Raw genomic sequence first — 12,775 nt, forward strand, 5'->3', positions numbered from 1 at the left:
TGTTTCGCACGCCGCCTCTCCCATAGGGAAAGGGAGAATCCACGGTGAGTAACCAGGTTAGACCCTCTCCCTCTGGGAGAGGGACGGGGTGAGGGTATGGGGTGGACTCGGGTTCCCCATTGCCCCGAGGTCCATGGGTTGGAAGACCGGGACACCTACCCTCACCCTAGCCCTCTCCCAGAGGGAGAGGGGACATACACGGGACCACTTCAGGCGGCCACGAACTGACGCTCCACCAGACGTCGATAGAGACCCTCCTGGCCCATGAGCGCGGCGTGGTCACCGCTCTGCACCACCTTGCCGCCCTCGAGCACCAGCACGCGGTCCGCGCCAATCACCGTGGACAGACGATGGGCGATGATGAGCGTGGTGCGGCCCTTCATCAACCGCTCCAGGGCCTCCTGCACCAGGTGCTCGCTCTCCGCGTCGAGCGCACTGGTGGCCTCGTCCAGCACCAGCAGGCGCGGGTTCTTGAGCACCGCGCGAGCGATGGCGATGCGCTGCTTCTGCCCACCGGACAGCTGCACGCCGCGCTCGCCCACCAGGGTGCGGTAGCCCTCGGGGAAGCGGGAGATGAACTCATGCGCGTTGGCGGCGCGAGCGGCGGCCTCTACCTCGGAATCCGTGGCGTCGGCGCGGCCGTAGCGGATGTTGTCCGCGATGGGGCCGGAGAAGAGCATCGGCTCCTGCGCCACCGAACCGATCTGCTGGCGCAACCACTCGGGATCCAACGTACGCAGTTCCTTGCCGTCGACCAATACACGCCCGCCCTGCGGGTCGTACATGCGCGCCAGCAGCGCGGCGAGGGTGGACTTGCCTCCGCCCGAGGGCCCGACGAGAGCCACCACCTCACCCGGCTGGAGCACCAGATCAATCTCCTGGAGCACGGGCACATCCGGGCGAGAGGGGTAGGCGAAGCGCACGGCCTGGAACTCGACCAGGCCGCGGAGCTCGCGGATGCGCTCGCCGCCGGTCGAGGGCATGGAGGGCTGACGATCGAGCATCTCGAACACGCGCTCGGCGGAGCCCGAGGCGCGCATGAGGTCCGCCCAGATGTCCGTCAACCCACTCAGGGCCGTAGCAACCATCACGGAGTAGACGAGGAACGAAGTAAGGCTGCCCATGGAGAACTCGCCGCGCAGCATCAACCGGCTGCCGTACCACAGCACCACGGACGCGGCGGCGAGGCCCGCGAAGGAGGTGCTGGCGACATAGGCGGTGGACAGGCGGGAGCGCTCGTTGGACAGCTCGACGGCGTGCTCCAGGCTGTGTTGGTAGCGCCCCACCTCATGGCGCTCGGCGGCGAAGGCGCGCACGGTGCGGATGCCGGAGAAGACCTCGTCCGCGACACCGTTGGCCTCGGCCAGCGCGGCCTGCACCTTGCGGGAGGTCTGCCGGATGCGGCGGCCGAAGAGCACGGTCGCGACGACCACGGGGGGCACGATGGCCAGCATCAGCAGGGTGAGCAGGGGCGAGGTGTAGAGGAGCAGCGCGAGCCCCCCCACCGCCTGGGCCCCGCTGCGCAGCGCCGTGGCGATGTTGCCGCTCACCGCGTTCTGCAGCACCTGGGTGTCCGCGGTCAGCCGGCTGGTGATCTCCCCTGTCTTGTGCTCGTCGAAGAAGGCCACCTCCTGGGACACGAGGCTGGAGAACAGGTCATGCCGCAGCCGCGTCACGATGCGCTCGCCGGCGCTGACGAAGAAGTAGAAACGCAGTGCCTCGGAGCTGGACTGCAACGCGAAGACGGCGATCATCCCGAGAGCGGCCCGGTCGATGAGGGCCTGGTTCCGCGATCCGAGTGCCTCATCGATGATGAAGCGCAGGGCCTGCGGAAAGACCAGGGTCATGCCACTGCCAAGCAGCAGGAAGAAGATGCCCACGGACAGGGCGCGCCTCTCCGAGCGGGTCAGGCTCAGGATGCGGCGCAGGAGGACAGGGGAAGAGACCTTGGACATGGGGGGCGATGGCTGTCAGGCGGCGGGCTGATACCGGCCGGAGGAGTACTGGGCGATGAGGCGAAGCGATTCCCGAGCGGTCTCGCGCAACTTCGCGATGAGGACGGAGTGGATCCACATGTCCTCCGTCAGGCCGACCACTGAGATCTCCTCCTCCATCACGTGACTCCCTCGTGCCAGCCAGGACGCGGCGGTCGGCATCCTAAGCGAGTCCCACCGCTCCTGCACCATGCCTGCTCGGGGAGCAGGCGTGCCGGGAGGACACAATAGTAAGGGGCCGTCCCCCTCGCGGGAGACGGCCCCTGGGTACTTCAGGCACTGAAGGCTCGGACTACTTCACGGCCTTCACGCGCTGGCGCTTCTCGGTGTGACCCTCGGCGGGCACCTCGCCCTCGGCGGGAGCCGCGACCGCCGCGACCGCCGGCTTGCCGATGCCGTACTTCTCCAGCACCTGCCGCTCCACGTCCTTGGACACCTCCGCGTGGTCGCGCAGGTAGTCCTTCGCGTTCTCACGGCCCTGGCCGATGCGCTCTCCCTTGAAGGAGAACCAGCTGCCGCTCTTCTCGATGATCCCGTCGTTCGACGCCAGGTCGATGAGGTCTCCCTCCTTCGAGATGCCCGAGCCGTACATGATGTCGAACTCGACCTCCTTGAACGGAGGCGCCACCTTGTTCTTCACCACCTTCACGCGGGTACGGCTGCCCACCACGTTCTCGCCATTCTTGATGGCGCCCACGCGGCGGATGTCCAGGCGCTGCGACGCGTAGAACTTCAGCGCGTTACCGCCCGTCGTCGTCTCGGGGTTGCCGAACATCACGCCGATCTTCATGCGGATCTGGTTGATGAAGATGACGCACGTCTGGCTCTTGCTGATGGTACCGGTGAGCTTGCGCAGCGCCTGGCTCATCAGGCGGGCCTGCACGCCCATGTGCGCATCGCCCATCTCGCCCTCGAGCTCGGCCTTCGGCACCAGGGCCGCCACCGAGTCCACCACCAGCACGTCGATGGCGCCCGAGCGCACCAGCATCTCGGCGATTTCGAGGGCCTGCTCGCCCGTGTCCGGCTGGCTCAGCAGCAGGTCATCGGTGCGCACGCCCAGCTTGCGCGCGTAGCCGATGTCCAGCGCGTGCTCGGCGTCGATGTAGCCGGCCACGCCGCCGCGCTTCTGCGCCTCGGCCACGATGTGGAGGCAGAGGGTCGTCTTACCGGAGGACTCCGGCCCGTAGATCTCCACGATACGACCCCGGGGCACGCCGCCGACGCCCAGCGCGATGTCGAGCGAGATGCTTCCCGTCGAAATGGCCTGAACATCCCGAACCAGCGGCTCCTCGTTGCCGAGCCGCATGATCGACCCCTTACCGAACTGGCGCTCCACAGCGGACATCGCCAGTTCGATCGCCTTCTCCTTCTCTGGATTCACGGCCATTTCGTCTTGCTCCTTGCGTATGCGGCGAGCCACCCCGGCCCACCTGAACTCGCGTTTAGTACGCGATGTGAAGACCCTAGTCCATCCCTCTGACATGACCCACGGCGTTCAGCGCCGAGGCAGCAAGAGGAGCAGCCAGGCCAACAGTCCGCCCACCCCGCTGAGGGTCCCGTAGTAACCACCGAGACTGCCCAGGTATAGCTGAACGACCGACAGGACGAGCAGCCCCAGCAGGCCCGCCCGCCGGGTGTCCGAGCGTTCATCACCCCACAGTGCCGTCACCAGCCCCATCAGCGCCAGCCCCATGAGGAAGAAGAGGGGCAGCCCCAGGGCGCTCTTCCCCTCCGTCAGCTCCGGGGGAAGGAACACCCACTCGCCGACGAACCCCGTCCCCAGCACCCCCGCCGCCAGCGCCCCCTTCGTCAGGAGCCCCTTCCGGGTGGGCCGGGACTGGTTCCGCAGGTACTCCAGGTCCTCGGGGCGTACCTCCAGCGCGTAGGGGTAGCCGAGCCCCACCAGGGTCTCGACCGCCACGCCCCGGCACGTCCGGCCCTCCGCCTCCTCCAACCCCTCCAGCTGGCCGCTCTCCAGGAGATGAAGGAGCAGGTCCGCCACCTCGCGCGAGCCCCCCTCCGACCCCAGCGCCTCCAATTCCCGGTTGAGGTGCCCCGCCAGGGCCGCGCGCTCGGTGCCAGAGGCCGCCCGGGCCTGCTCGACGAGGGGCGGCACCGCCCGCATCGCCTCTCGCGGGGGTAGAGGTGCGGGAGCGCTGTCCGGCGCCTCCCAGGGGGCCAGGGATGGCACCTCCGATCCTGGCTGGTCCTCGCGGGGTCCGGAGCCGGGGGGGCGGGTATGGGTGGTGCTGGACACGGTCGGGACTGTAACGGCCGGCTCCGCCCGCCTTCAAAGCTTCCCGCCAGGCCGCTCCCGGGAGCTTCCGGCAGCGGACGCGAGCGGGCCCCGTCCCGCCTCCTGGAGGACAGCTCCCCCCACCCTCCAGGGAAGCGTTAGAGTGACGATACCTTGCCGGCCATCCCCCCTCCCCCACCACCTTCCACCAAGACCGTGGAAATCCCCTCGCGTCGCTTCGGGCGCTACGTGCTCCGCTCGCGGCTGGGCTCGGGAGGCATGGCGGAGGTGTTCCTCGCGGAGGCGCGGGACGAGAAGGGCAGCCCCTTCAAGGTGGCGCTGAAGCTGATGCGCAAGGACGTCAGCGCGGAGGCCTTCGCCGACGAGGCGGACCTGATGGGCCTGCTGGAGCACCCGAACCTGGTGAGCCGGCTGGAGATTGGCGAGGCCTTCGGGCGCTACTTCATCGCCATGGAGTTCCTGGTCGGTGGAGACCTGGAAGGGCTGCTCCGGGTGCACCACCAGCAGGGGCGCGACATCCCGGTGGCGATGGGCGTCCACGTGTGCATCGAGGCGCTGAGGGCGCTGGCGTACTTCCACCAGGCGCGCACGCGCAGTGGCCGGCCGCTGGAGCTCGTCCACGGGGACGTGAACCCCTCCAACATCTTCTTCTCCGGGCAGTGCGAGGTGAAGCTCGGTGACTTCGGCGTGGCCAAGGCGCGCGGGCTGGACCTGGGGCCGGAGGACGGGGTGACGGCGGGCAAGCTGCACTACCTGTCGCCGGAGCAGACGCGCGGGGACACGGTGACGCAGGCGTCGGATCTCTTCTCGCTGGGCATCGTCCTGCACGAGCTGGTGCTGGGTGCCCACCCCTTCGAGCGCGGCAGCGACGACCCGGACGTGGTGATGGCGGCCATCCAGGCGGCGAAGCTGAACCTGCCGGACACGTTGGACCGGAGGCTCGCGGCGGTGATCCGCAAGGCGCTGGCACCGGACGTGAATCAGCGCTACCGCACGGCGGGAGAGTTCGCTGGAGCACTCTTCACCTGGGCGTTGGACACCGGACAACCCTTCAGCGCGCGCGAGGTACAGAGCGCGATGCAACAGGCCCTCTCTCTCGCACTCTGGGAGCGGGAGAAGGGCCGCCCGTAGTCGGACGGAGCAGATCCTTTTGACAGCGTCCGAACCCGCCCATAGGTTGGCGCGCGTCGCTGGTGCCCGGGCAAGTGCCTGGGCTTGAAAGGGAATCCGGTGTGAATCCGGAGCTGCCCCCGCAGCGGTAAGCGAGAACGAATCCGCCCACACGCACTGGCCGGGAGGCTGGGAAGCGGACGGTATTAGGAACCGGCGTCAGCCGAGTGCTCGCGAGCCCGAAGACCTGCCAGCACCTGCCTCTGGGAGAAATCCAGCGGCAGCTCGACCTGGAAGCCTCGTGGGGAGGCGGGAGGTCCGAGCGCCGCGGGTTCATTCCGTGGCGGTCCCGGCCTGTCTCTTCTCCTCGTGTCTTCGGGTTCACGTGGTCGCGAACGCAGCTCGCGGCCCAGACAGTGCGCGAGGAGCAGCATGCTGAACGGAAGCCACATCCCGGGACGCGAGCAGGGCGCGCCGCCCCTGCCCGCCCATCTCACCTCCGAGACGACCCCCACGCCCCCCACCACCATGCGGGTGCGCAAGCGCAATGGAACGCTCGAGGTCGCGGACCTGAACAAGATCGTCCGAGCGATCAGCCGGTGTTGCGACGGGCTGCGCCAGGTGGACGCCATCCGCATGGCGACGAAGACGATCGCTGGCCTCTACGACGGCGCCTCGACGAAGGAGTTGGATCAGCTCTCCATCCAGACCGCCGCCTCGCTGACGCTGGAGGAGCCCGAGTACGCGAAGCTCGCGGCGCGGCTGCTCGCGACGTACATCGACAAGGAGGTCTCCGGGCAGGAGATCCACTCCTTCTCGCAGTCCATCGCCGCGGGCCACCGGCTCGGGCTGGTGAACGAGCGCGTGGCCGGGCTCGTCTCGGCGAACAGCCGCAAGCTGAACGACGCGATCGACCCCTCGCGCAACCGCCTCTTCGAGTACTTCGGGCTGCGCACGGTCTACGACCGCTACCTGCTCAAGCACCCCCAGACGCGCGAGGTGCTCGAGACGCCCCAGCACTTCTTCATGCGCATCGCGGTGGCGCTCGGGGACACCATCGCCGACGTGCTCGAGCTCTACCGGCTCTTCTCGATGCTGGAGTACGTGCCGAGCTCCCCCACCCTCTTCAACTCCGGCACGCGCCACGAGCAGCTCTCGTCCTGCTTCCTGCTGGACTCGCCCGAGGACGAGCTGGCGAGCATCTACCAGCGCTACATGGACGTGGCGATGCTCTCGAAGTTCTCGGGGGGCATCGGGCTGGCGTACCACCGGATCCGCTCGCGCGGCTCGCTCATCGAGAGCACCAACGGGCACAGCAACGGCATCGTGCCGTGGCTGAAGACGCTGGATGCGTCGGTGGCCGCGGTGAACCAGGGCGGGAAGCGCAAGGGCGCCTGCTGCGTGTACCTGGAGACCTGGCACGCGGACCTGGAGGAGTTCCTCGAGCTGCGCGACAACACCGGCGACGAGGCCCGGCGCACGCACAACCTGAACCTCGCCAACTGGATCCCCGACCTCTTCATGAAGCGCGTCGAGGCTGATGGGAACTGGTCCCTCTTCGACCCGAAGGCGGTGCCGCACCTCACGGACCTGTACGGCGAGGCGTTCGAGCGCGCCTATGAGAAGGCCGAGGCGCAGGGACTCGCGCACAAGACGGTGAAGGCCCGCGAGCTCTACGGGCGCATGATGCGGACGCTCGCGCAGACCGGGAACGGCTGGATGACGTTCAAGGACAAGTCGAACCGGGCCTGCAACCAGACGGCGCTGCCGGGCCGCGTCGTCCACCTCTCGAACCTCTGCACGGAGATTCTCGAGGTGACCTCACGGGACGAGACCGCCGTCTGCAACCTCGGCTCCATCAACCTCGCGCGGCACACGCTGGCGAACGACGCCGGTGGCGTGGCCTTCGACTGGGACAAGCTCGCGAGGACGGTGCGCTCCGCGGTGCGCCAGTTGGATCGGGTGATCGACCTCAACTACTACCCCATCGACTCGGCGAAGGGCTCGAACCAGCGCTGGCGCCCGGTGGGGCTCGGCCTGATGGGCCTGCAGGACGTGTTCTTCCAGATGCGCCTGCCCTTCGACAGCCCCGAGGCGCGCACGCTCTCGCGGAGGATCTCCGAGGACATCTACTTCCACGCCCTGTCCGCCTCGGCGGAGCTCGCGGCCGAGCGCGGTGCCCATCCGAGCTTCCAGGAGACGCGCGCGGCGCGCGGCGAGCTCCAGTTCGACGCGTGGGGAGTGATGCCCGAGGACCCCACGCGGTGGGAGGCGCTGCGCGCCCGTATCAAGTCCGTGGGGCTGCGCAACTCGCTGCTCATCGCCATCGCGCCGACGGCGACCATCGCGTCCATCGCGGGCTGCTACGAGTGCATCGAGCCGCAGATCTCCAACCTCTTCAAGCGGGAGACGCTCTCGGGCGACTTCCTCCAGGTCAACCGCTACCTGGTGGAGGAGCTGAAGTCCCTGGGGCTGTGGAACGAGGACATGCGCTCGCGCATCAAGCTGGCGGAGGGCTCCATCCAGTCGCTCGGGGAGATTCCCGCCAACGTGCGCGCCATCTACCGCACCGCGTGGGAGCTGCCGATGCGCTCGCTCATCGACATGGCGGCGGACCGGGGCGCCTTCATCGACCAGAGCCAGTCGCTCAACCTGTTCATCGAGTCGCCGAACATCGGGCAGCTGAGCTCCATGTACATGTACGCCTGGAAGAAGGGGCTGAAGACGACCTACTACCTGCGCTCGCGTCCGGCGACGCGCATCGCGAAGGCCACCGTCGACGTGTCCCGGAATGGCACGGCGCACCCCGAGGCCGGTGGTAGCGCGCCCGCTCAGGCGGCCCCCAGGCCCACGGAGGAGCAGGCCATCGCCTGCTCGCTGGAGAACCCCGAGAGCTGCGAGGCCTGCCAATGAGCGCCGTGACGCCCCTGGTGCGCTCCAACGCGACGCCGAAGACGGGTGCGCGCCTGTTGGATCCGGGCCTGAACCTGACGCTGCGGCCGATGCAGTACCCGGCCTTCTTCGAGATGTACCGCAACGCCATCAAGAACACCTGGACGGTGGAGGAGGTGGACTTCTCGACGGACGTGGGCGACCTGCGCTCGAAGATGACGGCGGCGGACCGGCACCTCATCCAGCGCTTGGTGGCATTCTTCGCGACGGGCGACTCCATCGTGGCGAACAACCTCGTGCTGAACCTCTACAAGCACGTGAACTCGCCCGAGGCGCGCATGTACCTGTCGCGGCAGCTCTACGAGGAGGCGCTGCACGTGCAGTTCTACCTCACGCTGCTCGACACGTACGTGCCGGACCCGGCCGAGCGCGCGAAGGCCTTCGCGGCCATCGACAACATCCCGAGCATCCGGGAGAAGGCCGCGTTCTGCTTCAAGTGGATGGACTCCATTGACGAGCTGGAGCGCTTGGAGACGCGGGAGCACCGGCGGCGCTTCCTGCTGAATCTCATCTGCTTCGCGGCCTGCATCGAGGGGCTCTTCTTCTTCGCGGCGTTCGCGTACGTGTACTTCCTGCGCTCGCGGGGGCTGCTGCACGGGCTGGCGGCGGGGACCAACTGGGTCTTCCGCGACGAGAGCGCGCACATGGCCTTCGCCTTCGAGGTGGTGAAGACGGTGCGCCGCGAGGAGCCGGACCTCTTCGACGCGGAGCTGGAGCGGCAAGTGGCCACCATGCTCGACGAGGCGGTGACGTGCGAGCTGCGGTTCGCCGAGGACCTGCTGGGGCTCGGCGTCGCGGGACTCTCCGTGCGCGAGATGCGGCAGTACCTCGAGTACGTGGCCGACCAGCGGCTCGCGATGCTGGAGCTGCCGAAGCGCTACGGGGCGAAGAACCCGTTCGGCTTCATGGACCTGCAGGACGTGCAGGAGCTCGCGAACTTCTTCGAGCGCCGCGTCTCGGCGTACCAGGTAGGAGTCGCCGGAGAGGTCACCTTCGACGCGAACTTCTGAGCGCTAACTCCCTGGCCTGGGTGGCGGACCAACTGCCGCCGCTGTTCATCCCAGGACACCCGACATCCCTGGAGAACAGCGGCTCCCCCTCCTCCCCACGAGCACCGTTCGAGGTGCGGGAGTCCTCACGGCTCCCGCAGGAGGGGAACCATGAAACGGCAATGGACAGGGATGGGCCTCTGCGGGGTCCTGATGCTGTTGGGACTATCGGCCTGCGGCGGTGTCGTCGTGGAGCCGTCCACCGAGGCGGTGGAGGAGATCGCCCAGGAGCACCGGCGGGAATCGACCCCGCCGGAGCAGAAGTGGGTGCGGAACATCCTCGCCACCACCGAGAGCGAGACGGTGGCCATCCGGCATGACCCGCGAGGCAACGTCGTCGTCCTCGTGACGGACATCGGCGGCCCCATCGACTTCGGCGCCGGGCCCATCAGCCCACCGGCCTCGGCATCGGGCTCGCGCATCGCGGGGCTCGCGAAGTACGCCCCCGATGGCAGCCTGCTGTGGGGCATCATCCTCTCGGGCGAGCCCACCGCCGAGCTGCCCGGAGCCGGCGCCTTTGGCGCCGCGATGACGGTCGATTCGAAGGGCAACATCGTGCTCTCCCTGAGTGTCGGCGGCCGGCTCGTGCTGGATGGCGTGACGATGACGATGGGCGAGCACCTGCTGAAGCTCGACCCGGACGGACATGCCCTCTGGGCGCTCCGGCTGCCCACCCGCGCGCGGGAGGTCGCGGTGGACAGGAAGGACCGCATCGCCATCACCGGCACCCTGGAAGGCGCCACCGAGTTCGACTTCGGCGAGGGCCCCATCACGGGCGCGGACTTCCACGCGTTCGTCGCGAAGTATTCCTCGCGGGGCGAACTCGAATGGGTCTTCGTCGATGACGTGGTGGCCAGGACCGATGCGCTCACCGCGGACGAGCACGGGAACTTCTACTTCGGTGGCATCCGCTTCCCGGAGCTCCCCAGCGGGGTCGGCACGCCCTACCTGCGCAAGGTCTCCTGCGATGGCGAGGGCGAGTGGTCACGCGGGCTCGAGGGCAGCACGGGCGCCATCTTCGATCTCGCGGCGCGCGACAACCGCGTCGTCGCGGTGGGCATCTTCAACGGCTCCTTCGAGTTCAGGGGGCGGACGTTCACCGCTCCGGCGGACTTTCCGTCCAACGGCATCGCGCTCGCCTTCACGGGGAGTGGCAACGAGCGCTGGGCCCGGCAGACGCCGGGTCTGCTCGTCTCCGTCGACATCGACAACCGCGGTGGGGTGCTCGTCGCGGGTTCCGAGGTAGCCCAACCCGACGCGCGGCTGTTCATCGCCCGCTTCCTCCTGAGCAACGGCCGCGTGGACTGGTCGCGCGGCTTCAACGAATTCTCGGCCGCGGTGGACTCCTCGGCGAACAAGAAGGGAGAGATCGCCGTCACCGGTGATGGCCCCATCTACGTCATCCAGTTCGGCCGCTGAAGCCTGGCGGTGGAAACGACAACGCCCGGGGGCCTCGAAAGGCATCCCCGGGCGTTGATGAGGACCGAGCTGCGGTCCGGGCGCGGCGGACTACTCGACCGTCACGCTCTTGGCGAGGTTGCGCGGCTGGTCCACGTCGTTCCCGCGCAGATCCGCCACGTGGTAGGAGAGGAGCTGCATCGGGATGGTGGCCACCACCGGCGCGAGCAGCGCGCTGGCGGCGGGAATCCGGATGATGTGGTCGGCGAGCGTGGCCACGTGCGTGTCATCCTCGTCGATGATGGCGATGACCTTGCCACCGCGCGCCCGCACCTCCTCGATGTTGCCGATGATCTTCTCGTAGGCGACGTGCGGCTGCTTGGGGGCGATGATCACCACCGGCATCTTCTCGTCGATGAGCGCGATGGGGCCGTGCTTCATCTCGCCGCCGGCGTAGCCCTCGGCGTGGATGTAGGAGATCTCCTTGAGCTTGAGCGCGCCCTCGAGCGCCACCGGGTGCATGGGGCCGCGGCCGAGGAAGAGGAAGTCCTGGGCGCCCATGAACTCGCGCGCCACGCGCTTGACCGAGGGCTCGCACTTGAGCACGTCCTCGATCATCTTGGGCACCTCGGTGAGCGCGGTCAGGTGCTCCTGGGCCGCCTTGACGGTGAGGGTGCCACGCATGCGGCCCAGCTTCACCGCGAGCAGGTAGAGGCCCACCAACTGCGTGGTGAAGGCCTTGGTGGAGGCCACGCCGATCTCCGGGCCCGCGTTGGTGAGGATGGTGATGTCCGCCTCACGCGTCATGGCGCTGCCGATGACGTTGCACAGGGCGAGCGCCGTCGCGCCGCGCGCCTTGGCCTCCTTGAAGGCCGCCAGCGTGTCCGCCGTCTCGCCGGACTGGCTGATGGCGATGGCCAGGTGCGTGGGCTCCACGATGGGATCGCGGTAGCGGAACTCGCTGGCCAGCTCCACTTCCACGGGGAGGCGCGCCAGCGACTCGATCATCGCCTTGCCGACGATGCCCGAGTGCCACGAGGTGCCGCACGCCAGAATCGTCACCTTGGTGAGCGCCCGGACCTTGTCGGCGCTCAGGTTCCAGCCCTCGAAGTGCACATCGCCCTCGGAGAGGAGCATGCGGCCACGCAGCGTGTCCGCCACGGCGCGAGGCTGCTCGTGAATCTCCTTGTGCATGAAGTGCTTGTGGCCGCCCTTCTCCGCCATCATCGGCGTCCAGTCGATGCGGCGGGTGGGCCGGTTCACCTTCTGGCCGGAGCGGCTGTAGATGTCCACGCTGGCGGCGGTGATGACGGCCAGGTCACCCTCCTCCATGTAGACGAAGTCGCGCGTGTGCTCGAGCAGCGCCGGCACGTCGCTGGCCACGAAGTTCTGTCCCTGGCCCAGGCCCAGCACCATGGGCGAGGAGTCCTTGGTGCAGACGATCCGGTTGGGGTCGCTCGTGGTCACCACCGCCAGGGCGTAGGTGCCCTTCACCTGGGCGATGGCCGCGCGCACCGCGTCCGGCAGATCCACGCCCCGCTTGAGCTCATCGGAGATGAGGTGGGCGAAGACCTCGGAGTCCGTCTCCGAGGAGAAGTGGTGCCCCTTGGCACGCAGCTCCTCCTTGAGCGCCAGGTGGTTCTCGATGATGCCGTTGTGCACCACCGCCACACCGCCATAGGTGTGCGGGTGCGCGTTCTCGTCCGAGGGGCGCCCGTGCGTGGCCCACCGCGTATGGCCGATGCCGATATTGCCCTGGGGCGTATCCGCCTGGACCCGGTTCTCCAGGTTCTTCAGCTTGCCCGTGGCGCGAACCACATTGAGCGTGTTGCGGTGCACCACCGCCACGCCCGCGGAGTCATACCCGCGGTACTCGAGCTTCTTCAGCCCGGAGACCAGAATGGGAGCCGACTCCTTATCCCCAACGTACCCAACAATGCCGCACATGTTGTCCGTCCTCTCACGCCCGAGCCCCCGTTTGCAAATTCCGGGGGCAGTTCCACCCACACCGGGCG

The 12,775-nt window shown here is 68.2% G+C and carries 9 protein-coding genes and 1 riboswitch; of the genes, 4 read left to right on the forward strand and 5 right to left on the reverse strand.

The window, feature by feature from the left end:
- Positions 1 to 209 precede the first annotated feature (209 nt).
- The 4 genes from JRI60_RS40935 to JRI60_RS40945 form a co-directional block, all read right to left on the reverse strand.
- Positions 210 to 1,955 carry an ABC transporter ATP-binding protein gene (locus tag JRI60_RS40935; RefSeq protein WP_204221449.1) on the reverse strand — a complete coding sequence of 582 codons (1,746 nt, stop codon included), beginning with the start codon at positions 1,953 to 1,955 and terminating at the stop codon, positions 210 to 212.
- A gap of 15 nt (positions 1,956 to 1,970) precedes the next feature.
- Positions 1,971 to 2,096, reverse strand: coding sequence for a hypothetical protein (locus tag JRI60_RS54755; RefSeq protein ID WP_275439061.1), 126 nt, complete (start codon positions 2,094 to 2,096; stop codon positions 1,971 to 1,973).
- A gap of 190 nt (positions 2,097 to 2,286) precedes the next feature.
- Positions 2,287 to 3,381, reverse strand: a complete 1,095-nt coding sequence (gene recA, locus JRI60_RS40940; RefSeq protein ID WP_204221451.1) for a recombinase RecA — start codon at positions 3,379 to 3,381, stop codon at positions 2,287 to 2,289.
- 108 nt (positions 3,382 to 3,489) lie between these two features.
- Positions 3,490 to 4,251: a hypothetical protein gene (locus JRI60_RS40945; RefSeq protein WP_204221453.1), complete on the reverse strand. Its 762-nt coding sequence runs from the start codon at positions 4,249 to 4,251 to the stop codon at positions 3,490 to 3,492.
- A 195-nt stretch (positions 4,252 to 4,446) separates the two neighbouring features.
- Between JRI60_RS40945 and JRI60_RS40950 the strand changes: the two genes are divergently transcribed.
- The 4 genes from JRI60_RS40950 to JRI60_RS40965 all read left to right on the forward strand — a co-directional run bounded on the left by JRI60_RS40950 (position 4,447) and on the right by JRI60_RS40965 (position 10,781).
- The gene (locus tag JRI60_RS40950; RefSeq protein ID WP_239470021.1) at positions 4,447 to 5,382 is read left to right on the forward strand and encodes a serine/threonine-protein kinase; all 936 of its coding nucleotides are present in this window, start codon (positions 4,447 to 4,449) and stop codon (positions 5,380 to 5,382) included.
- A gap of 42 nt (positions 5,383 to 5,424) precedes the next feature.
- Positions 5,425 to 5,630: riboswitch (cobalamin riboswitch) on the forward strand.
- Positions 5,631 to 5,793: 163 nt separating this feature from the next.
- On the forward strand, positions 5,794 to 8,274 hold the full coding sequence (locus JRI60_RS40955; RefSeq protein ID WP_430384346.1) for a ribonucleoside-diphosphate reductase subunit alpha: 2,481 nt from the start codon (positions 5,794 to 5,796) through the stop codon (positions 8,272 to 8,274).
- Complete coding sequence (locus JRI60_RS40960; RefSeq protein ID WP_204221455.1) at positions 8,271 to 9,323, forward strand: ribonucleotide-diphosphate reductase subunit beta; 1,053 nt, start codon at positions 8,271 to 8,273, stop codon at positions 9,321 to 9,323. Before JRI60_RS40955 ends, JRI60_RS40960 begins: the two co-directional genes overlap by 4 nt.
- 150 nt (positions 9,324 to 9,473) lie before the next feature.
- Positions 9,474 to 10,781, forward strand: coding sequence for a hypothetical protein (locus tag JRI60_RS40965; RefSeq protein WP_204221456.1), 1,308 nt, complete (start codon positions 9,474 to 9,476; stop codon positions 10,779 to 10,781).
- Between the two features lie 90 nt (positions 10,782 to 10,871).
- On the opposite strand, the gene glmS is transcribed toward JRI60_RS40965, so the two are convergent.
- On the reverse strand, positions 10,872 to 12,707 hold the full coding sequence (gene glmS / locus JRI60_RS40970) for a glutamine--fructose-6-phosphate transaminase (isomerizing) (RefSeq protein ID WP_204221458.1): 1,836 nt from the start codon (positions 12,705 to 12,707) through the stop codon (positions 10,872 to 10,874).
- Between the last annotated feature and the right edge of the window lie 68 nt (positions 12,708 to 12,775).

The organism is Archangium violaceum (genome assembly GCF_016887565.1).
GTDB lineage: Bacteria > Myxococcota > Myxococcia > Myxococcales > Myxococcaceae > Archangium > Archangium violaceum_B.